This is a genomic window from Ideonella sp. (assembly GCF_035254525.1).
Taxonomy (GTDB): Bacteria; Pseudomonadota; Gammaproteobacteria; order Burkholderiales; family Burkholderiaceae_C; genus Ideonella.
On record NZ_DATFAN010000078.1, the window covers coordinates 21,095 to 40,939 of the forward strand.

The 19,845-nt window shown below is 72.2% G+C and carries 20 protein-coding genes; 12 read left to right on the forward strand and 8 right to left on the reverse strand.

The genetic code is table 11. The annotated features are described in order from the left end of the window. Positions 1-19: 19 nt before the first annotated feature. Positions 20-421 carry a YkvA family protein gene (locus tag VJ693_RS07875; protein ID WP_324153053.1) on the reverse strand — a complete coding sequence of 134 codons (402 nt, stop codon included), beginning with the start codon at positions 419-421 and terminating at the stop codon, positions 20-22. Continuing rightward, positions 418-2,919, reverse strand: a complete 2,502-nt coding sequence (locus tag VJ693_RS07880) for a ligase-associated DNA damage response DEXH box helicase (RefSeq protein ID WP_324153055.1) — start codon at positions 2,917-2,919, stop codon at positions 418-420. The genes VJ693_RS07875 and VJ693_RS07880 overlap by 4 nt, the downstream gene beginning before the upstream one ends. 192 nt (positions 2,920-3,111) lie before the next feature. Here VJ693_RS07880 and VJ693_RS07885 point away from each other — a divergent pair, with 192 nt between their 5' ends. Both VJ693_RS07885 and VJ693_RS07890 read left to right on the forward strand, forming a co-directional pair. Then, positions 3,112-3,594, forward strand: a complete 483-nt coding sequence (locus tag VJ693_RS07885) for a hypothetical protein (protein WP_324153056.1) — start codon at positions 3,112-3,114, stop codon at positions 3,592-3,594. Between the two features lie 46 nt (positions 3,595-3,640). Further along, positions 3,641-5,992: a hybrid sensor histidine kinase/response regulator gene (locus tag VJ693_RS07890; RefSeq protein ID WP_324153058.1), complete on the forward strand. Its 2,352-nt coding sequence runs from the start codon at positions 3,641-3,643 to the stop codon at positions 5,990-5,992. On the opposite strand, the gene VJ693_RS07895 is transcribed toward VJ693_RS07890, so the two are convergent. Both VJ693_RS07895 and VJ693_RS07900 read right to left on the reverse strand, forming a co-directional pair. Further along, a complete protein-coding gene (locus VJ693_RS07895; protein WP_324153060.1) occupies positions 5,976-6,623 on the reverse strand; it encodes a response regulator transcription factor in 648 nt (215 codons plus the stop codon). The two genes, VJ693_RS07890 and VJ693_RS07895, sit on opposite strands and share 17 nt — an antisense overlap. Before the next feature lie 55 nt (positions 6,624-6,678). Then, complete coding sequence (locus VJ693_RS07900; protein WP_324153062.1) at positions 6,679-7,515, reverse strand: DUF429 domain-containing protein; 837 nt, start codon at positions 7,513-7,515, stop codon at positions 6,679-6,681. A 35-nt stretch (positions 7,516-7,550) separates the two neighbouring features. Between VJ693_RS07900 and VJ693_RS07905 the strand changes: the two genes are divergently transcribed. After that, positions 7,551-8,630, forward strand: a complete 1,080-nt coding sequence (locus VJ693_RS07905) for a DUF748 domain-containing protein (RefSeq protein ID WP_324153063.1) — start codon at positions 7,551-7,553, stop codon at positions 8,628-8,630. Here VJ693_RS07905 and VJ693_RS07910 read toward each other — a convergent pair. From VJ693_RS07910 to VJ693_RS07925, 4 genes are read right to left on the reverse strand one after another with little or no spacing between them, the layout of a single operon-like run. Beyond that, positions 8,608-10,035, reverse strand: a complete 1,428-nt coding sequence (locus VJ693_RS07910) for a sensor histidine kinase (protein ID WP_324153065.1) — start codon at positions 10,033-10,035, stop codon at positions 8,608-8,610. The genes VJ693_RS07905 and VJ693_RS07910 overlap by 23 nt on opposite strands. Continuing rightward, positions 10,032-10,694: a response regulator transcription factor gene (locus VJ693_RS07915; protein WP_324153067.1), complete on the reverse strand. Its 663-nt coding sequence runs from the start codon at positions 10,692-10,694 to the stop codon at positions 10,032-10,034. The genes VJ693_RS07910 and VJ693_RS07915 overlap by 4 nt, the downstream gene beginning before the upstream one ends. A 10-nt stretch (positions 10,695-10,704) precedes the next feature. Next, on the reverse strand, positions 10,705-11,253 hold the full coding sequence (locus VJ693_RS07920; protein ID WP_324153069.1) for a cytochrome b: 549 nt from the start codon (positions 11,251-11,253) through the stop codon (positions 10,705-10,707). Then, the gene (locus VJ693_RS07925) at positions 11,237-11,635 is read right to left on the reverse strand and encodes a PepSY domain-containing protein (protein WP_324153070.1); all 399 of its coding nucleotides are present in this window, start codon (positions 11,633-11,635) and stop codon (positions 11,237-11,239) included. Before VJ693_RS07925 ends, VJ693_RS07920 begins: the two co-directional genes overlap by 17 nt. A 123-nt stretch (positions 11,636-11,758) precedes the next feature. Here VJ693_RS07925 and VJ693_RS07930 point away from each other — a divergent pair, with 123 nt between their 5' ends. The 9 genes from VJ693_RS07930 to VJ693_RS07970 all read left to right on the forward strand — a co-directional run. Next, positions 11,759-12,184: a DUF1924 domain-containing protein gene (locus VJ693_RS07930; RefSeq protein WP_414652240.1), complete on the forward strand. Its 426-nt coding sequence runs from the start codon at positions 11,759-11,761 to the stop codon at positions 12,182-12,184. Positions 12,185-12,210: 26 nt separating this feature from the next. Continuing rightward, entirely contained in the window at positions 12,211-12,729 is a 519-nt protein-coding gene (locus VJ693_RS07935; protein ID WP_324153072.1) for a diheme cytochrome c, read from the forward strand. A gap of 18 nt (positions 12,730-12,747) precedes the next feature. After that, positions 12,748-13,524: a cytochrome b/b6 domain-containing protein gene (locus VJ693_RS07940; RefSeq protein ID WP_324153073.1), complete on the forward strand. Its 777-nt coding sequence runs from the start codon at positions 12,748-12,750 to the stop codon at positions 13,522-13,524. 34 nt (positions 13,525-13,558) lie between these two features. Next, positions 13,559-13,723 (forward strand): rubredoxin, encoded by a 165-nt coding sequence (locus VJ693_RS07945; protein ID WP_324153075.1) that lies wholly within the window; start codon positions 13,559-13,561, stop codon positions 13,721-13,723. Between the two features lie 95 nt (positions 13,724-13,818). Continuing rightward, positions 13,819-15,084 (forward strand): 2Fe-2S iron-sulfur cluster-binding protein, encoded by a 1,266-nt coding sequence (locus tag VJ693_RS07950; RefSeq protein WP_324153077.1) that lies wholly within the window; start codon positions 13,819-13,821, stop codon positions 15,082-15,084. Beyond that, the gene (locus VJ693_RS07955) at positions 15,084-15,668 is read left to right on the forward strand and encodes a hypothetical protein (protein WP_324153079.1); all 585 of its coding nucleotides are present in this window, start codon (positions 15,084-15,086) and stop codon (positions 15,666-15,668) included. The genes VJ693_RS07950 and VJ693_RS07955 overlap by 1 nt, the downstream gene beginning before the upstream one ends. After that, positions 15,665-16,402, forward strand: coding sequence for a cytochrome c3 family protein (locus tag VJ693_RS07960; RefSeq protein WP_324153081.1), 738 nt, complete (start codon positions 15,665-15,667; stop codon positions 16,400-16,402). Before VJ693_RS07955 ends, VJ693_RS07960 begins: the two co-directional genes overlap by 4 nt. A 124-nt stretch (positions 16,403-16,526) precedes the next feature. After that, on the forward strand, positions 16,527-19,292 hold the full coding sequence (locus tag VJ693_RS07965) for a TonB-dependent receptor (protein WP_324153082.1): 2,766 nt from the start codon (positions 16,527-16,529) through the stop codon (positions 19,290-19,292). A gap of 11 nt (positions 19,293-19,303) precedes the next feature. Continuing rightward, positions 19,304-19,845 (forward strand): DUF1223 domain-containing protein (locus tag VJ693_RS07970; RefSeq protein ID WP_324153083.1); only part of this gene is annotated, 542 nt, incomplete at its 3' end.

Here is a 19,845-nt window from a genome sequence, read left to right on the forward strand (position 1 = left end):
GCCGCCGTCGCCGCCGGCATCAAGGATTTGCTGACACCGTCGTCGCCACCCACCAGACGACCAACCCGAGCAGCGCCAGCCACACCAGCACAATCAGCAGCGCGCCCCACCACAGGCTGGGCAGGCGTTCGGCGCGGGCTTCGGCTTCACGCAGGCAGGCCTGCCACAGCGGCTGGGGCACGAGGCGCACGACCAGCGCGACGCCGAGCGGGATCAGGATGATGTCGTCGAGTTGGCCGAGCACCGGGATGAAATCGGGCACGAGGTCGATCGGGCTCAGCGCGTAGGCCAGCACGCCCCAGGCGACGAGCTTGGCGGCGCGCGGCGTCTCGGGGTGGCGCACCAACTGCCACAGTGCGATCAGGTAAGTCGCCAGCCGTGTCTTGGCTGCGAGGCGCCAGGCCTTGCCGAATGGGCTCATGTTGGCGTCGGATTGTAGGAGCGGGGCCCGCGCCGCCGCGTGTCCGCCGGCGCGTCGAGACGCTGCTCGGCCTCGGCGATCATGCGGGCCAGCCGGTCGGCCATCTTCTCGTTGGTCAGGCGCTCGCGCAGCCGCTCGACCATCAACGGCAGCGCGAAGGGGCTTGGCGCGCGCAGCTCCACCCAGGCGATGCGCTGCGCGGCCAGCGCCTCCAGCACCTGGCCCATGCGGGCAAGCTCCAACTCCTGCGACAAGGCCTCCTGCTCGGCCTGGGCGAGCAGCCGGTTGCCGGCGTCGTACTTGCGAAACACCTCGTAGAACAGCGACGACGAGGCCTGGAGCTGGCGCGCGCCCTTGCTGGCGCCGGGGTAGCCGGTGAAGACCAGGCCGGCGACGCGGGCGATCTCGCGAAAGCGCCGCTGCGCCAGCTCACGTGCATTGAGGCTCGCGAGCAGGTCGTCGAGCAGATGGTCGGTCGCGAAGGCATGACCGGCCTCGAGCGCCTCGGTCGCGATCGGCTTGGCGCCGAGCAGCTCGAAGCCGAGGTCGTTGAAGGCCAGCGAGTAGGTGTTGGGCTCGTCGCGCGCCAGCCGCCAGGCCAGCAGGCCCGCCAGGCCGAGGTGCACGTTGCGGCCGGCGAACGGGTAGACGAACAGGTGGTGGCCTTCGCGCGAGCGGTAGCGCTCGACGAGCAACCGGCCCGGCTCGGGCAGGCGCGACAGGCGCCGCTGCGCATCGAGCATCAGGCCGGCCGCCTTCAGCTCGGGGCTGTCCAGCACCAGGCTGCCGCCGGGCCCGCTGCCGGCGCGCTCGAGCGCGGTGCGCACCGCATCGCCCATCTCGGTGGAGAACGCCATCCGCGCGCCGTTCCACACCGCCACGCGGCCCTTGGGCTTGGTGGCCTTGCGCACGTAGGCGGTCATCTCGCGGGTTCGCACGTACTCGAGCACGCGGCCGGCGAAGACAAAGCAGTCGCCCGCCGACAGGCGCGCGATGAAACTCTCCTCGATCGTGCCCAGCGTGCCGCCGGACAGCCATGCGACCTTCATCGCCGTGTCGCCGACGATCGTGCCCACCTGCAGCTTGTGGCGCAGCGCGATGCCGCGGTCGGGCACGCGGTACTTCTGCTCCTCCTCGACCCAGCGCACGCGGTGGTACTCGGGGTAGGCGGTGAGGCTCACGCCGCCGCGCTCGACGAAGGCCAGCGCCCAGTCGAACTCGTCGCGCGCCAGGCCGCGGTAGGCCCAGGCACGCCGGACCTCGTCGAAGAGCGCGTCGGCCGTGAAGCCGCCGCCCAGCGCCACGGTGACTAGGTGCTGCACCAGCACGTCCAGCGGCTTGTCGGGCGAGCGGCGCTGCTCGACATGGCCGGCCAGCGCGGCCTCGCGCGAGGCCGCTGCTTCCACCAGCTCGAGCGTGTGCGTGGGCACCACCGTGACCCGGCTCGGCCGCCCCGGCGCATGGCCCGAGCGGCCCGCGCGCTGCAGCAGCCGGGCGATGCCCTTGGCCGAGCCGATCTGGATCACGCGCTCGACCGGCAGGAAATCGACGCCCAGGTCGAGCGACGAGGTCGCGACCACCGCGCGCAGCGTGCCGGCCTTCAGCCCCGCCTCGACCCACTCGCGCACGGCCTTGTCGAGCGAGCCGTGGTGCAGCGCGATCTGCCCGGCCCAGTCGGGCCGCGCTGCGAGCAGCAGCTGGTACCAGATCTCGGCCTGCGAGCGCACGTTGGTGAAGATCAGCGTCGTGCCCGGGCTGGCCTCGATCTCGCGCACGACCGCCGGCTGCATCTGCGCGCCCAGGTGGCCACCCCAGGTGAAACGGCCGGGTTCGTCGGGCAGCAGCGTGTCGATCACCAGCGTCTTGTCGACGCGGCCCTGCACCAGGCGCCCGCCATCGCCCCCGAGCAGCGTGGCCATGGCCTCGCCCAGGTTGCCGATCGTCGCCGACAGTCCCCAGGTGACCAGGCCCGGGTTCCAGCGCGCCAGCCGCGCCAGCGCCAGTTGCACCTGCACGCCGCGCTTGCTGCCGATCAGTTCGTGCCATTCGTCGACGATCACCGTCTGCACGCTGCGCAATTCGCCTTCAGCGTTCGGCCGGGTCAGCATCAGGCTGAGCGACTCCGGCGTCGTGACGAGCACGGTCGGCCAGCGCTTGTCCTGGCGGGCGCGCTCGGCCGAGGGCGTGTCGCCGCTGCGCAGGCCCAGCGTCGCCGCGGGCACCAGTTCAGCCAGCGGCGACTGCAGCGCACGCAGCGTGTCGGCCGCCAGCGCGCGCATCGGCGTGATCCACAGCACGGACAGCGGCGGCGCGCCTCGGCCGGAAGCCGCCTCGATGCGGTCGATCGCGCCGAAGGCCACCGCGTAGGTCTTGCCGGCGCCGGTGTTGGCGTGCAGCAGGCCGCTCTCGCCGGCCGCCATCGCCGACCAGACCTCGCGCTGGAAGGCAAAGGCCTGCCAGCCGCGGCGGGCGAACCAGGCCTCAGCGTGCCCGCTCATTCGGCACGGCGGACGACCGGCGAGCGGCTGCCAAGCGCCGTGAAGGAATCCGCGCATCCGCCCTGTTCATGCGCTGCATTGTGGCGGCATCCACCGAATGGCCGATGCCTGCGGCCGCAGCGGTTTCCTAACGTGACTGCACGTGCCCCGCCGGAGGTGGGCACGCATCCCTCACCCTCCACGGAGCTCATGATGAAGAATCTCGTTGCCATGCCCGCCTCGACAGCCGGGGCCAGGATTTCGAAGGCCCTGTCGAAGGGCCGCGCGTTGTGCATGTCGCTGGCGGTATTGGCCCTGGCCGGCACCGCCGGCTGCGGCGGCGGGGAAGACGCCGGCCCGGCCAACCCGCTGGCGGGCACCTGGTACAGCAGCAGCCTCACCACCAGCTGGACCTTCTCCGGCGGCAGCAGCAGCGCCAGCGGCAGCGGCGAGATCCGCACGCTTTCGTTCGACGGCGGGTCATGCCTGATCAGCGACATCAGCTACACCGTCGACAACTCGAGCAGCTCGGTGACCTACACGATCACCCGCCAGCAGATGACCGGCAACAGCGACTACAACTACGACTCGGGCACCATCAGCGAGGGCCCGTATCGCGAGTCGTATTCGGTGTCGGGCAACTCGGCGACCATCGGCAACGGCACCTACAGCGCCGGGTCCGACGCCTGCTCCTGAGGGCCGGACTCGCACCTCACCCGCGCGTGCCCGGATACTCGGCGCCATGACATCGATCGCGCGGGGCCGTGGGGCCCGAACCTGGGCCGTGGCGTTGGTGCTCGCGGTGCTGGGCGTCTTGTGGGCCTGGCGGCACGCGCCCGAGACCGCGCCGGCGCCGGACGCCGGCGCGCCGGCAGGCGATGCGGCGGTGCAGCGGCTGGCCACGGCGGCCTTTCGCGCCCGCCCGGACGATCCCGCGCGCGAGGTGCTGCTGCCCGATGCCTGGGGGACGCGCCTGGGCCACACGAGCGGTCATGGCGAGTACCTCCTGCAGTTCGAGCTGCCGGCCGCTCCGCAAGGGTTGTGGGCGCTGCGGCTGGCCCGCGTCAGCCCGACACGGCAGCTGTGGATCAACGGCACGCCGGTTCAGGACGAACCGGCCCGCAATCGGCGAGGCCCGGTGCCGGCGCTGATCGACCTGCCGTCCCAGTTTCTGCGCGCCGGCAGCAACGAGCTGCGGCTGGAGGTCGACTACAACGTGCGCGGCGGCTTGTCGGTCGTCGAGCTCGGCCCGGCCGGCCTGATGCGGCAGCGGCACGAAATGGGCCTCGTCTGGGAGCGCGAAGTGCCGCGCACGGCGAACATGGCCACGATGGTGATCGCACTGACCATGCTGATGGTGCGCTGGCGCCGACCGCGCGAGGTGTCGCTGGGATTGTTCGGCGCGCTGGGGCTGATCGGGGCGCTGCGCAACTACAGCTACTTCGGCGACTTGCCGGGCGCGCCCGCCTGGATCGTCGAGCGTGCCTTCTTCTGCGCGCAGCCATGGACGGCCCTGCTGCTGTTCGCCTACGCGCGCAGCCTGACCCCGGGGCGCGGCGCCCCGCGCTGGCTCGGCCTGGCGATGGCGGCGCCCGTGCTGCTCGCGGCGGCCACGCCGACCTCGGCCGTGCAGGCGTTGCGGGTGGTCGTCTACCCGTTCGTGATCGGGCTCGCGCTGCTGGCGGTGCGCGAAATCTGGCGTGCCGCCCACCTCGCCGGCGGACGCGTGCATTACGTGCTCGCGGCCAGCCTGCTGGCTTGCGTCGCGGCCGGGGTGCACGACTACATGTTCCAGAACGGATGGCTGCCGATCACGCACACCTTCGCGCTGGCCTACGTGATGCCGGTGGCGCTGAGCGTCAACGCGTTGATCCTGCTCGACCGGATGATCGCCAGCATGGACGAGGCCGAGCGATTGACGCATCGGCTGGAGCAGCGCGTGGCCGAGCGTACACGCGAGCTCGAAGCCGCCAACGCCGCCAAGACGCGCTTTCTCGCGGCCGCCAGCCATGACCTGCGCCAACCGGCCGCGACGCTGGGCCTGCTGCTCGAGATGGCGCGCAGCACGCCGATGGCACCGGCCCTGCGTGCGCTGGTCGAGCGCGCACACGAAGCGGCCTCGACGCTCGGGGCGCTGCTCGACCGCCTGCTGGACCTGTCGCGCATGGACGCACCGACGCGGCCGCCGGACCGGCGCCCGGTCGCCGTACAGGCCCTGTTCGACGCGGTGGCCGGGCACGAGCTGGCGCATGCCCAGGCACGCGGCCTGACGCTGCGTTTGCGGCCGACGAGCGCCTGGGTGCACAGCGACCCGGCCCTGCTGGAGCAGATCCTGCGCAACCTCGTCAGCAATGCGCTGCGCTACACGGAGCGCGGCGGCGTGCTCGTGGGCGTGCGACGCAGCGGCGCGCAGGGCGTGCGGCTGGAGGTCTGGGACCGCGGCCAGGGCATCGCGCCCGAACACCACGGCCTGATCTTCGAGGAGTTCGCGCAGCTGCCCTCGCCCGCCGGCCGGCGAAGCAAGGGCCTGGGGCTGGGACTGGCGATCGTCGACCGCGCGGCGCGGCAACTCGGCCACGCGCGCGGCGTGCGGTCGCGCCTCGGCCGTGGCTCGTGCTTCTGGGTCGAGCTGCCGCGCGCCGAGCCCGCGCCGCGCGAAGAAACCCGGCCCGCCGCCGCCCCGGCCGCGCCGGCGCCATGGCCGGGCGAGCCGACCATCTGGCTGGTCGAGGACGAAGCCCCGCTGCGTGAGGCCCTGGCCGAGCTGCTGGCGCGGCGTGGTGCGCGCGTCCGGGCCTTCGACGGCCATGCCGCGCTCTCGGCCCACCTGGCCGAGGCGCAGAACTGGCCCGACGCGCTGGTCTGCGACGACCATCTCGGCGACGGCGACGGCGCTGGCTGCATCGCGCTCGTGCGCGCGGGCGCGCCCTTGCCCGTCGCCGCCGTGCTGATCACCGGCAGCACCGCACCGCAGGACCTGGCGCGCCAGGCCGCGCTGCGCGTGCCGGTGCTGCACAAGCCCTTCGACGGCGCGCGGCTGGTCGATGCGCTGGCCGGGCTGCTGGCAGCCGACCGTCTCAACGTGCCAGTGTGACCCGCTCCAGCCGCAGTCCCAGGCGGGCTGCCACCACCACGGCCTGGGTGCGCGAGCGCACGCCCAACCGCCGGTAGATCTCGGCCAGGTGGGTCTTGACGGTCGATGGCGCCATGTCGAGGTCGCGGCTGATGTGCTTGTTCGACTTGCCTTCGAGGATCCGCCACAGCACCTCGCGCTGGCGGGGCGTGAGGCTCTGCAGCGCCTCGTCCGCAGCGGCCGACGATGCCGGCGGTTCGCCGACCACCGAGGCCGGCAGCCACACGCCGCCGCCGAGCACTGTGCGCAAGGCCCCCAGGAAGACCGCCGTGTCGGCCGTCTTGCCGATGAAGCCGGCGGCGCCGGCGTCGATCGCGGCGAGCACGGTCTCGCGCCGCTCGTCGGCGGAGACCACGACGACGGTCAGCTCCGGCGCGCCCTCGCGCAGGCGCACCAGGCCGTCCAGCCCCGCGCTGTCGGGCAGCGCCAGGTCGAGCACGGCCAGATCCAGATCCGCATGCTCGCCAACGGCGGCCAGCGCCTCGGCGATCGTGCCCACGCAGTGCAGGCGCCAGGCCGGCCAATGGTGGGCCAGCAGCATCGCCAAACCATCGCGAAACAGCACGTGGTCATCCACCAGCAGCAAGTTCAATCCCGTCCCCCCACAACCTGAGCCGACTGTAACAAGCCGTGGCAGAGGGCGCGCGTCACGCGCTGACGATCCAGCCTTCGAGCGAATCGAGGTCGGCCGGCAGGCCCCAGTTCGGTCGGCTGCTGGCCCAGCCGGCCTGCATCAGGCACAGCGCCGCATCGAGCCGGTCGCCGCTCGCGTCGGCCACCAGCGCGTCGCGCTGCGCATGGGTGAGCTTCAGCCGCAAGCCGAGCCGGGTGCGGCCCTGCTCGAGCGCGTCGACCATGTCCTTGCGGGCAATGAGGCGCTCGGGGGTCTGGCGCGCCTTGTCGTCGCTCTTGTACGAGCGGCTGCCGATCAGCTCGCGCGCCAGCAGGCCGGGGTAGGCTTCGAGCGCCACGCGCTGCGGGTCGCCCGCGTGCAGGCCCGGCAGGTGCACGCCGGCGTCGATCAGGCGCGGCACGCCAGCGTGCAGCATGAAGGCCACCGGCGGGTTGACCCACTTCATGCTGGGCGACGAGCCGGCCGGCCCGTCGCAGGCACGGTGGGCGAATTTCGCGCCGGCCGGCCGCGCCGCGCAGAAGGCGGCGAAGGTCGCGCGGATCTCGTCGCGGCTGAAGGCCGCATAGTGCTGCATCAGCGCGCGCCATTCGGCCGGCCAGCCGAGCGACTCGACCAGCTCGCGCGGCAGGCCGAAGGGCAGGTCGAAGGCGCCGACCCAGGGGCCGGGTCGGTGCAGTAGTTGCTCGAAGCCCTCCAGGCTGGGCAGCGTGTCGATCGCCTCGAGCCGCAGCACGGCGCCCGCGCAGCGGCCCCAGGCCACGACGATGGGCTTGGCCGCGCGCGGCGCGCTGGAGAAATCGACGCCCAGCAGCCGCGGCGCCTGGCCCTGCGAGACCGGACGGGTGTTCATCGCGAGCCATTGTCGGCCCCACCGACAATGCCACCATGTCTCACCGTCGCCCGTTGATCGTTTCGCTGATCGTGCTCGCGCTGCTCGCGGCGCTGTTCGTCGTCTACCGCGTCGCGCTGCAACGCCTGAACGGCGCGCTGCTGCAGGCACTGGGCCCACGCGCCAGCGTCGGCGCGATCGAGCTCGGCCTGACCGGCCTGACGGTGCGCGAGCTGCGTGCGGGTGCCGGCCCCGGCTGGCCGGCCGAGGAGGAGCTGTATGCGCGTGCCGTGCACGTGCGGCCCGACCTCGGCAGCGTCTTCAGCGGCGCCTGGCGTGTGCAGCGCATCGAGATCGAAGACGCGCGCATCGTGCTGCTGCGCACGCGCGACGGGCGCTTGCGCGTGCTGCCGTCGATGCTGGAGTCCGCCGCGCATGCGCCGGCACCTGCGGCCAGCGCACCGGCCGAGCCGATTCGCGTGCGGATCGACCACGTCGAGCTCCGGCACGTGCAGGTCGACCTCTACGACGCCAGCCTGCGCCTGCCGCGGCCGCACCATGTGCGGCTGGCCGACCTGAACGCGACGCTCGACACGCTGGCGCTGCCGGCCCTCGACGAAGCGATGCAGATCGAGCTCGATGCCGTCTTCAAGGGCCCGACCCATGACGGCCGGCTGTCGCTCGACGGTACCTTGACCCCCGCCACCCGCGAGGCGCAGTTGAAAGCGCGCCTGCAGGGCGCCGACCTGCTCGCGCTGCAGCCTTACCTGCTCAAGGTGGCCGAGGGCGGCATCCGCAAGGGCTTGCTCGACCTGACGCTCGACGCCCGCGTGCACGACCAGCACCTGAAGGCACCGGGCCAGATCACGCTGACCGGGCTCGAGCTGGCCGAGGGCCCCGGCGTGCTCGACCGCTTCGCAGGCATGTCGCGCCAGGCCGCGCTCGTGGCGCTGAAGCGGCAGGACCGCATCGAGCTGAGGTTCACGCTCGAAGGCCGGCTCGACGACCCCGGCTTCTCGATCAACGACAGCCTGGCGATGCGCTTCGCGACCGGCCTGGCCGAAGCCCTGGGCGTCAGCCTCGAAGGCGTGGTCGAGGGCGTCGGGCGTGTCTTCAAGGGGCTGCTGGGGCGCTGACGGCCGGCGCCGCCGGCAGGGTCAGCTCGGCCCGCAGGCCGCCCGCGTCGGCGCGGCCGAGGGCCAGTTCGCCGCCATACAGGCTTGCCAGCTCCTGCACGATGGCCAGGCCCAGGCCGCTGCCGGGCACCGACTCGTCCAGCCGCGCCCCGCGCGCCAGCACCGCCTCACGGCGGCCGGCGTCGATGCCGGGGCCGTCATCGTCGATCACGATGCGCAGCCGCCGGCCATCGGCCAGCGGCGCCGCCGACACGCGCAGCTCGTGCCGCGCCCACTTGCAGGCGTTGTCCAGCAGGTTGCCGAGCATCTCGTGCAGGTCCTGCGCCTCGCCGGCAAAGGCCAGCGCCGGGTCGATCGGCCCGCCGGCGAGCATCAGGCCACGCTCGGCGTGCACCCGCTGCAGCACGCGCCACAAGCCCGCGAACACCGGCGCGAGCGCCACCCGCGCGCCCGGCACGCCCTGCGCCGCGGCCGCGCGCGAGCGCGCCAGGTGCCAGTCGACCTGGCGCCGCGCGACGGCCACCTGCTCCTGCACCAGCGCAGCCAGCTCGGCGGCCGATTCGGGGCGCTGCCGCGCCGCGTCGGCGGCCTGTGCCATCGCCGCCAGGGGCGTCTTGATCGCGTGGGCCAGGTTGCCGGCCTGGGTGCGCGCCCGCGCGACCACCTCGGCGTTGCGGTCGAGCACGGCATTGAAGTCGTCGGTCAGGCGCTGCACCTCGGCGGGGAAGCGCCCCTCCAGCCGTGCCGCGCGGCCCTCGTGCACGTCCGCCAGCGCGCGCTCCAGGGCGCGCAACGGCGCGAGGCCCACGGCCACCTGCGCCACCGCGGCGGCGCCGAGCAGGCCCAGCAAGGCGGCCAGCGACACGGTCAGCACGCCGTTGAAGCGGGCCACGGCGGCGTCGGTCTCGCGCAGGTCGGCGGCCACCAGCAGCCGCCACGGCGTGCGGGCCGGGTCGTCGCGCCGCACGGTGCGTTCGACCAGCAGCAGCCGCGTGCCGCCGGGGCCGGCGATCTCGTGTACGTGGACCGCGCCGGGCGCGAGTGCGTCGGCCTCGGCCACCAGCTCGGCATCCCACAACGAGCGCGAGCGCAGCACGCCGCGCTGCGGCGTGGCACCGGCGGCATCGAGCTGCCAGTACAGGCCGGAGTACGGGCTGGACCAGCGCGGGTCGGTCAGCGCCTGCGGGTCGATCACCGGCCGGCCGGCCGGATCGAACTCGAGGCGCGCGGTGAGCTGGTCGAGCTGGGTGCGCAGCGTGGCGGCGAACTGGCCCTGCACGTGTTCGCGGAACAGGCCGGCGAGCAGCACGCCGGCCAGCAGCAGGGCCACCAGCAAGGCCACCAGCGTGGCCGCCAGCAGGCGAAAGCGCAGCGAGCGCGTCCAGCGGTGGCGAGACGGGCTCACGGCGGCGCGACCAGCCGGTAGCCCATGCCGCGCACGGTCTCGATGGTCTCGGCAGGCAGCTTCTTGCGCAGGCGGCCAATGAACACCTCGATGGTGTTCGAGTCGCGGTCGAAATCCTGTGCGTACAGATGCTCGGTCAGCTCGGTGCGCGAGACCACGCTGCCGGGCCGGTGCATCAGGTAGGACAGCAGGCGGTACTCGTGGCTGGTCAGGTTGATCGGCTGGCCATCGAGCGTGACGCGGCCGCTGCGCGTGTCCAGCGCCAGCGCACCGCAGCGCAGCAGCGGCGACGCCAGGCCCTGGGCGCGGCGGATCAGGGCGCGCAGCCGCGCCAGCAGCTCCTCCATGTGGAAGGGCTTGGCGAGGTAGTCGTCGGCGCCGGCGTCGATGCCGGCGACCTTCTCGTGCCAGCTGTCGCGCGCGGTGAGGATCAGCACCGGCATCGTGATGCCGGCCTCGCGCCAGCGCTTGAGCACGCTCAGGCCATCGAGCACCGGCAGGCCGAGGTCGAGCACGGCGGCATCGAACGATTCGGTCTCGCCCAGGTGCTGGGCGTCGCGGCCGTTGTCGGCCTCGTCGACCACGTAGCCGGCATCCTGCAGGCCGGCGCGCAGCTGGGCGCGCAGCGTGGGCTCGTCCTCGACCAGCAGGATTCTCATGAGGCCGAATCTACCCCCTGCTGGGCAGCATCCGCAGCAGCGTGTTGTCGCGCACCAGGTAGTGGTGGAACAGGGCCGCCGCGGCGTGCAGGCCGATGAGGAAGTAGCCCGCCGTGGCAAGCGCCTCGTGCACCTCCTTCAGCTGCTCCGCCAGGCCCTTGTCCGGCGCGATCAGCGCCGGCAGCTCCAGGCCGAAGAACGGGATGGGCGTGCCCTTCGCGCTCAGGAGCAGCCACCCGATGATCGGCAGGCCGATCATCAGCCCGTACAGCGCGGCGTGCATCAGCGTGGCCAGCCGCTTCTGCCATGTGGACGGCTCGGGCTCGATGCGTGGCGTGGGCGCGGTGATGCGGGCCATCAGGCGCACCACGGCCAGGCCGAGCACCGTCAGGCCGAGCATGAAGTGCAAGGCCTTCATCGCCGTGCGCGGGTCGCTGCCCTTGGGGAACAGGCCCCGCAGCTCGATGGACGCGTAGACCGCGGCCAGCAGGGCCATCATCAGCCAGTGCAGCCCGATCGACATCCGCCCGTAGTGTTCTGCGCTATCGCGTTGGTTCATGGTTTCTCCTGTCTGGTGAGGTGGGTCCGCGCCGGCGTTGGATGGTCAACACCTCGGCGGTGCGCGCATCGAGGTCGAGCTTGAGCAACTGGCCGTCGGTCTGCAGCAGCTTGATCTCGTAGATCCAGCGCCCGTCCTCCTGGTCGAGTTCGAGTGCCAACACCTGCCCGGGGTGGGAGCGCTGCAGCCGTTCCAGCACCGTGGGCAGCGGCAGCACTTCGCCGGCCTGGACGGCCGCGCGCGCCCGCTCATGGTCCCCGCGCTCGCCCGCCTGGGCGGCGAGCAGTGCGAAGCCGACCAGCAAGCCGGCCAGCACGGTGCGCGCACGCCGCCCCAGCCGCGCGGGGCGGTCGACAGGGGCAGGCAGGCGGCTGGAAGGCATGTGGCCATTGTGGGCAGGCGAGTCTGAACGGTGGATGAACGCGCCCTTCAGCATTGCTTCAAGCACGCGCTCGAAGAATGCCCTCCATCGACCGGCGCCTTGCCGGTGCCACCAGGAGTTGCGATGAGATCGACCCACCCGAACCCGAGCTGGCGTCACCTGCTGTGCGCCGCGTTGACGGGCCTGGCGCTGGCGCCGATGGCCGTGCGCGCCGCCGACACCTCGCCCGCGCAGCAGCAGGAGCGCTGGAACACCGCGGCCGGCACGCCCGGCCAGGCGGCTCGCGGCCAGGCCTTCTTCACCAGCCGGCACGGCGGCGAGTGGAGCTGCTCGTCGTGCCACGGCAACCCGCCCACCGCCGGCGGCAAGCACGCCAGCACCGGCAAGGCGATCGACCCGCTCGCACCGGCCTTCAACCCGCGCACGTTCACCGACACCGCCAAGGTCGACAAGTGGTTCCGCCGCAATTGCGGCGACGTGCTCAAGCGCGAGTGCAGTGCCGGCGAGAAGGCCGACGTGATGGCCTACCTGATCGGCCTGAAGCCCTGACCCATCCCCCAACTGCCGGAAATGCCATGACGCTCGATTCCTTGCCCCGAACCTGGCTGGCCGCCGCCGTGCTCGGTCTGGCTGTCCTGGGCGCCGCGCGCGCCGACAGCGGCCGACAGATGCCGGCCGACATGCCACCGGCCTATGTCGCCGAGTGCGCGTCCTGCCACACGGCCTACCCGCCCGGCATGCTGCCGGCGAAGTCCTGGCAACGCATCATGGGCGGGCTGGACAAGCACTACGGCACCGATGCATCGCTCGATCCGGCCACGGTGCAGCAGCTCGCCACCTGGCTGCAGGCCAACGCCGGCCGCTACAAGCGCGTCAGCGCCACGCCGCCGCCGGAGGACCGCATCACCCGCTCGGCCTGGTTCGAGCGCAAGCACGACGAGATCGCCCTGGCGGTCTGGAAGCTGCCCAGCGTGCAGAGCGCCGCCAACTGCGCGGCCTGCCACATCGGCGCCGACAAGGGCCAGTTCGACGACGACCGGCTGAAGCTCCCCGCCGGCCTCGATGCGCGCCAGCGCCGCGCCTGGAACGACTGATTCAACGAAAGGACGCCCATGTCATCCACCAGCTCCAACCCGACCTTTCAGCCGGTGGCTGCCGGCCCGGCACGCAGCGCGGCTGCGCCGGCCGCGGGTCGCCGCGTCACCGACGCGCCGACCCGCCTGTTCCATTGGCTCTTCGCACTGAGCTTCGCCGGGGCCTACCTCAGCGCCGAAGGCGAGCGCTGGCGCGCAATGCACGTCACGCTCGGCTACATCATGGCCGGCCTGCTCGTCTTTCGCGTGCTCTACGGCCTGTTCGGCCCGCGCCATGCCGGCCTGGGCCTGATGTGGCGCAAGCTGGGCAGCGCACCGGCCTGGCTGCGCTCGCTGGCCCGGCGCGGCGCGCCGGGGGGCATCGACTGGCGACAGGGCCAGAACCTGGCGATGGCGCTGGCGGTCGTGGCCCTGCTCGCACTGGTGCTGCCCCTGTCGCTCAGCGGTTATGCCGTCTACGACGACTGGGGCGATGTGTTCGGCGGGGGCGAGTGGCTCGAGGAGCTGCACGAGTTCTTCGGCAACACGGTGCTGATCGTCGTGCTGGCGCACCTGGCGCTGATCGCCGGCCTGAGCCTGCTGCGGCGTCGCAACCTGGCCGCGCCGATGCTCACCGGCCGCCTCCCCGGCCCAGGCCCGGATCTCGTTCGCCAGCCGCGCAAGGGCGTGGCCGCGTTGCTGCTGCTGGCCGTGCTGGCCTTCGGCGCCTGGCAGTGGCAGCAGTCGCCCAGCGGCCTGATCCCGGCCTCGGCCTGGAGCGGCGCCACGGCCGAGCACGAGCGCGGCGACGACTGACGCCCCTTCCCTTCACCCAACCCCGGAGATCACGATGAACGTCTACGTCTGCATGGTGTGCGGCCTGGTCTACGACGAAGCCGCCGGCTGGCCCGATCACGGCATCCCCCCCGGCACGCCGTGGGCCGAGGTGCCGGCCGATTGGCGCTGCCCCGACTGCAACGTCGGCAAGGCCGACTTCGTGCCGATGAGCGTCTGAACGGCTGAGCCCCGCAGGGCGCCGTGCGGCCGGCTTGACGGCCGTCAGGCCCGGCCGGTGGTGCCCCCGACCACAATCGACCAACACGGCGCCCCATGCCCAGCTTCAACCTTCCGCCCACGAGCGCCAGCCAGTTGCTGGCGTGGATTCTTCTCGCGCTGCTGCTGCAGGTCGCGCTCGGCGCCGGCCTCGCGCTGTGGCGCCGGCGCCCTGCCGCGGCAGGGCCGGCGCAGCCGGCGTTCATGGCGGCGCCGCCAGCGCCCAGCACCGGCGCCTGGCCCGGCACGCGCGCCTTTCGCGTGGCCTCGCGCCAGTACGAGGACGCCGCCGGCACCCAGTGCTCGTTCTACCTCGAGCCGGTCGACGGCGCGCCGCTGCCCGAGTTCAAGCCCGGCCAGTTCCTGACCTTCGCGCTGCCGATGCCCGACGCGTCGGCACCGGGCGGGCAACGCACGGTCACGCGCTGCTATTCGTTGTCGGACCGGCCGCTGCCCACGCACTACCGGATCACCGTCAAGCGCGTCCCGGCGCCGCCCGGCGAGCCCGCGTGGCCGCCGGGCGTGGCCTCCCATCACCTCCACGACCAGGTGCACGCGGGCGATGTGCTGCAGGTGCGTGCGCCGGGCGGCCGCTTCTTCATCGACCCCGACCCCGCGGTGCCGGTGGTGCTGGTGGCCGGCGGCATCGGCATCACGCCGATGATGAGCATGCTCGGCTGGTGCCTGGCGACGCAGCCTGGCCGGCCGGTCCACCTGTACTACGGCGTTCGCCACGGCGGTGAGCAGGCCTTCAAGACGGCGCTGGCGCAGCTCGCCGCCGATCACCCGCAACTCACGCTGAACGTGGCCTACAGCCGGCCCCGGCCGGAAGACCGGCAGGGTGTGGACTACCAGCACGCCGGCCACGTCGATGTCGCGCTGTTGCGCGGGACGCTGCCGCACGGGCGCCACCAGTTCTACGTCTGCGGCCCGGCCGCGATGATGGACACGCTGGTGCCGGGCCTGGCCGAATGGGGCGTGCCGGCGGCCGACATCGACCACGAAGCCTTCGGACCGGCCGCGGTGCGCCGTCCCACCGCGCAGCCGGCCGCCCCCACCGTGGCCGCCGCGCTGCAGGTGCGCTTCGAGCGCTCGGGCCGCACGCTGGACTGGGATGCCCAGGCCGGCAACCTGCTCGACTTCGCCGAGCGGCACGGCATCGAAGTCGAATCGGGCTGCCGCTCGGGCGGCTGCGGCAGCTGCGAGACCCGGCTGTTGTCCGGCTCGGTGAGCTACGCGGAGCCGCCGGACCACGACATCGCACCGGGCCACTGCCTGCTGTGCGTCGGCCGGCCCCAGTCGGCGCTGGTGCTGGAGGCCTGATGCCGATCCAAGCCCGGTTGATGCGGCGCGAGGTCCTGCCCTTCGTGCTCTATCTCGGGCTGCTGGTCGGCGCGACGGCGCTGGCCGACACCGTGCTACACCTGTTCTCGCTGGCCTGGCTGGGCCGCTGGCTGGGTATCCCCGGTGTGCTGCTGATCCTGGCCTCGTTCGGCTACTCGCTGCGCAAGCGCAAGCTGATCAGTTCGGGCCAGCCGGCCCGGCTGCTGCGCTGGCATGAGGCGCTGGCCTGGTCGGGCTCGCTGCTGGTGCTGGTGCATGCCGGCATCCACTTCAATGCGATCCTCGGCTGGCTGGCCGTCGGCGCGATGCTGGTCAATGTCGCCAGCGGCCTGACCGGCAAGTTCCTGCTCGATCGCTCGCGCCACCGCCTCGAGGCAGCCCGCCAGCACATGCGCCAGCAGGGCCTGTCGGCCGAGGAGCTGGAAGACCGCACCTACTGGGACAGCCTGACCTTCGACGCGGTGCGCAAGTGGCGCGTGATCCACTTCCCGATCACGCTGGCCTTCGGCGTGCTCGCGCTGGCCCACATCCTCGCGGTGTTCCTGTTCTGGGGCTGGAAATGAAGGGCCGCTGGCTGCTCGCCGTCATCGCGGCCAACCTGGCCGTGCTGGTGGGGCTGGTCTTCGCCTATCCCGAGTTCATGGTCAGCCCCGGCCACCTGTCGCGCGGCCACGCCGAGCTCGCGACCGACTGCTTCGCCTGCCACGCGCCCTGGCGCGGCGCCGCGTCGGCGCTGTGCATCGAATGCCACGCCACGGCCGACATCGGCCTGCGCACGACCAAGGGCGTGGCGCTGCCGCGCAAGGGCCTGAAGACCTCGTTCCACCAGGAGCTGATCGAGCAGGACTGTGTGGCCTGCCACAGCGACCACCAGGGCCCCAAGCTCAGCCAGCGCAGCCGCAAGCCCTTCTCGCACGCCTTGTTGCGCCCCATCGTGCGCGAGCGCTGCGACAGCTGCCACGACGCGCCGGACGACAAGCTGCACCGCAAGATCACGGGCAACTGCGGCTCGTGCCACACGGCCGATCGCTGGAAGCCCGCCACCTTCGAGCACGACCGGTTCTTCGTGCTCGACCGTGACCACGACACCGACTGCGTGACCTGCCACGAGGCCAACGACTACAGCCGCTACACCTGCTACGGCTGCCACGAGCACACCGAGGCCAACATCCGCGGCGAGCACGAAGAAGAAGGCATCAGCGACTTCACCGACTGCGTCGAGTGCCACCGCGACCCGGGCGTCGAGCCGGACGAGCGCGGCCGCGGCGGCGGCCGGCGCGAGCGCGAAGACGACTGACGCGCGCGGTCGCCGACCGCCTGCAATGGGCCCATGGGCCCCCGGCCGAATGGGCCCATCGGCGCCAATGGGCCACTCCTACGATCGCGGCGAAGCGGATGCATCCATCCGTGGGGAGAACGCCGTGGGAAACTTGAAGAGCGTGAAGAGGACCCTGGCCCTGATCGCCGTCGGCGCCGCCGCGCCCGCGCTGGCCCAGGCACCCGCCGCCGAGGAACCCGCGGCCGGCCAGGCGCCGCAGCGTGTCGAGATCACCGGCTCGTCGATCAAGCGCATCGATGCCGAAACCGCGCTGCCGGTGCAGGTGCTGCGGCGCGAGGACATCCAGGCCACCGGCGCCGCCAACGTCGAGCAGCTGCTCACGCGCATCTCGGCGGCCACCAGCAACGGCGTGGTCACCGCGTCGATGGCCGCCGGCGCCACGACCGGTGGCATCGCCAGTGCCTCGCTGCGCGGCTTGTCGGGCACGCGCACGCTGATCCTGATCAACGGCCGCCGCGTCAGCGCCTTCGGGGCGATCGGCGACAGCGTGTCGGTCGACGTCAACTCGATCCCGCTGGCGGCGATCGAGCGCGTCGAGATCCTCAAGGACGGCGCCTCGGCGGTCTACGGCAGCGACGCGGTGGCCGGTGTCATCAACTTCGTGCTGCGGCGCGACCTGCGCGGCGGCGAGTTCTCGGCCGAGTACGGCAGCTCGACGCACGGCGACGGTGCGATCGGCCGCTTCAGCGCCGTCTGGGGCCATGGCGACGCCGCGGCCGACGGCTACAACCTGACGCTGATCGGCACCTACCAGAAGGAAGACGGCCTGTACGGCCGCGACCGCGACTTCGCCGATTCGAGCATCAACGTCGCGCACAACAACGACGTGACCTCGGGCAACGCCTTCCCGGCCAACATCGTCATCAACGGCCACACCTACAACCCGCTGGCGCCGGATTGCGCGCCCTCGGTGTCCAGCCCGCTGTTCGGGCCGGGCGTGTGCCGCTACGACCCCTCGCCGTCGGTGAGCCTGATCCCGCCGACCGAACGCCTGGGCTTCATGGCCAATGCAATCGTGCCGCTGGGCCATGACTTCGAAGCCTTCGGCGAGTTCTCGCTGGCCCGCAACACGGTGCACACGGTGATCCAGCCGGTGCCGATCTCCGACCAGTTCGCGCTGCCGCCGAACCACCCGCTGTTCAACGTGGCGCCGTACAACGGCAGCGCGACCATCGTGCTCAAGCCCGATTCGCCCTACTATCCGACCGACTTCGTGCAGGGCGTGGTCGGCGCGGGGCAGGCGCTGCCCGACGTGCTGGTGCGTTACCGCGCGGTGCTCGCCGGCGACCGCGACATCACCGACATCATCGAGCCGGTGCGCGGCGTGCTCGGCGTGCGCGGCACCTTCGCCGGCTGGGATTGGGACGGCGCGCTGCTGCACAGCGCCTCCAAGGTCACCGAGCGGGTCAACCATGGCTACCCGTCGTACAGCGGCATCCTGCCGCTGCTCAACAGCGGGCAGGTCAACTTCTTCGGCCCCAACACGCCCGAGGTGCAGGCGCTGGCCGAGGCCACGCAGTTCCACGGCAACGCCTACGTCAACCAGACCAGCCTGACCAGCCTGTCCGGCCGCGGCTCGGGCGAGCTGATGGCGCTGGCCGGCGGCGGGCTCGGCCTGGCGCTGGGCGGCGAGTTCCGGCGCGAATCCTACGAATCGGCGCCGAGCGCGGCGATCCAGTCGGGCGACATCACCGGCTACGGCGGCAATTTCCTGCCGGTGGACCGCTCGCGCAAGGTGGCCGCGGTGTTCGGCGAGCTGAACGCGCCGATCCTGAAAGGGCTGGAGCTGAACGTCGCCGCGCGCTACGACAAGTACCAGGGCTCGGGCTCGGCCACCACGCCGAAGGCCAGCGTGCGCTGGCAGCCCACGCCCCAGGTGCTGGTGCGCGCCTCGGTCGGCCGGGGCTTTCGCGCGCCGAGCCTGACCGACCTGTATGGCCCGCAGGTCAGCGGCGTCACGGCCAATGGCCAGAGCGACCCGCTGCGCTGCGGCATCGACGGCAACAACAGCTCGAACGACTGCGCGACGCAGTTCCCCATCCTGGCCGGCGGCAACCCGGATCTGAAACCCGAGCGCAGCCGCAACGCGACGCTGGGCCTGGTGCTCGAGCCGGTCAGCGGCGTCTCGATCGGGCTCGATGCGTTCGACATCCACCTGAAGAACACGATCATCCCCGGCGTGCCGGTGGCCGCGATCCTGGGCGACATCGAGCGCTTCGGCGACCTCGTGCACCGCGGCCCGGTGCAGCCGGATTTCCCGAACCTGCCCGGGCCGATCACCCGCATCGACCAGATCGCGTTGAACCTCGGGCAGACCAAGATCCAGGGCGTCGACCTGGACGCGAAGATCCGCCTGCCGAGGACCGAGTTCGGCAGCTTCGGCCTGAGCCTGAGTGGCACGTACTTCAGCCGTTATGACGTGCAGGACCTGGATGGCACGTTCTCGCCCGGCATCGCCGACGCGAACAGCCTGGCCAGCGCGAACGCGGCCGGCATCGTGCCGCGCTGGAAGCACTACCTCGCGCTGAACTGGCGCCTCGGGCCCTGGTCGGCCACCTTCGCGCAGAACTTCCAGACCGGCTACAAGGACGTGCCCGGCACCTTCGACGACACCGAGGACCCGAACTACCGCTACCACCACGTCAGCGACTACACCACCTACGACCTGCTGGCCAGCTACCGCTTCAACCGCCAGTTCGAACTGGCGCTGGGCGTGAAGAACCTGCTCGACACCGACCCGCCCTACACCAACAACGGCGGACAGTCCTTCTTCCAGGCGGGCTACGACCCGACCTACGCCGACCCGCGCGGCCGCTTCGTCTACCTGCGCGCCAACTGGACTTTCTGAACCCGCCCGCCATGTTCGCCACCGGCACCCTGATCGCGTTGGCGCTCGCGGCTTCGGCGCCAGCGCTCGTTTGCCGCTTGGCGCCACCGGCGCGCCACATCGTGCTGGCCGAACTGTTCAGCTCCGAGGGCTGCGACGCCTGCCCGCCGGCTGAGCGCTTCTTCAACGGGCTGAAGGCGGATGGCGAGATCGTGCCGGTCGTCTGGCATGTGGACTACTTCGACGACCAGGGCTGGAAGGACCGCTTTGCGCTGGCCGAATCGTCGCACCGGCAGCAGGCGCTCGCGCAGGCGCAGCCCGGCGCGAAGATCGTCGCGACGCCGCAGGTCTTCCTCGACGGGCGCGGCTTCGCGGGCTGGCGCGACGCGCGTGCCTTCCGCTCGCGCGTGCTGCGCTCGGCCACACCGGCGGGCGCGCTGTTGCTCGCCCTGGCGCACATCGAGCGCGCGGGCGTCAACCTGCGGCTCGAGCTGCGCGTCGAGGGCGCAAGCGCCGCTCTGCGCTGGCAGGCGGTGTTGCTGCAAAGCGGGCTGGTGTCACGCGTGACCGGTGG

Coding starts and splice junctions, on each gene's coding strand:
- VJ693_RS07875 (WP_324153053.1), bottom strand. CDS start 421: ATGAGCCCATTCGGCAAGGCCTGGCGCCTCGCAGCCAAGACACGGCTG.
- VJ693_RS07880 (WP_324153055.1), bottom strand. CDS start 2,919: ATGAGCGGGCACGCTGAGGCCTGGTTCGCCCGCCGCGGCTGGCAGGCC.
- VJ693_RS07885 (WP_324153056.1), top strand. CDS start 3,112: ATGAAGAATCTCGTTGCCATGCCCGCCTCGACAGCCGGGGCCAGGATT.
- VJ693_RS07890 (WP_324153058.1), top strand. CDS start 3,641: ATGACATCGATCGCGCGGGGCCGTGGGGCCCGAACCTGGGCCGTGGCG.
- VJ693_RS07900 (WP_324153062.1), bottom strand. CDS start 7,515: ATGAACACCCGTCCGGTCTCGCAGGGCCAGGCGCCGCGGCTGCTGGGC.
- VJ693_RS07905 (WP_324153063.1), top strand. CDS start 7,551: ATGTCTCACCGTCGCCCGTTGATCGTTTCGCTGATCGTGCTCGCGCTG.
- VJ693_RS07915 (WP_324153067.1), bottom strand. CDS start 10,694: ATGAGAATCCTGCTGGTCGAGGACGAGCCCACGCTGCGCGCCCAGCTG.
- VJ693_RS07920 (WP_324153069.1), bottom strand. CDS start 11,253: ATGAACCAACGCGATAGCGCAGAACACTACGGGCGGATGTCGATCGGG.
- VJ693_RS07925 (WP_324153070.1), bottom strand. CDS start 11,635: ATGCCTTCCAGCCGCCTGCCTGCCCCTGTCGACCGCCCCGCGCGGCTG.
- VJ693_RS07930 (WP_414652240.1), top strand. CDS start 11,759: ATGAGATCGACCCACCCGAACCCGAGCTGGCGTCACCTGCTGTGCGCC.
- VJ693_RS07935 (WP_324153072.1), top strand. CDS start 12,211: ATGACGCTCGATTCCTTGCCCCGAACCTGGCTGGCCGCCGCCGTGCTC.
- VJ693_RS07940 (WP_324153073.1), top strand. CDS start 12,748: ATGTCATCCACCAGCTCCAACCCGACCTTTCAGCCGGTGGCTGCCGGC.
- VJ693_RS07945 (WP_324153075.1), top strand. CDS start 13,559: ATGAACGTCTACGTCTGCATGGTGTGCGGCCTGGTCTACGACGAAGCC.
- VJ693_RS07950 (WP_324153077.1), top strand. CDS start 13,819: ATGCCCAGCTTCAACCTTCCGCCCACGAGCGCCAGCCAGTTGCTGGCG.
- VJ693_RS07955 (WP_324153079.1), top strand. CDS start 15,084: ATGCCGATCCAAGCCCGGTTGATGCGGCGCGAGGTCCTGCCCTTCGTG.
- VJ693_RS07960 (WP_324153081.1), top strand. CDS start 15,665: ATGAAGGGCCGCTGGCTGCTCGCCGTCATCGCGGCCAACCTGGCCGTG.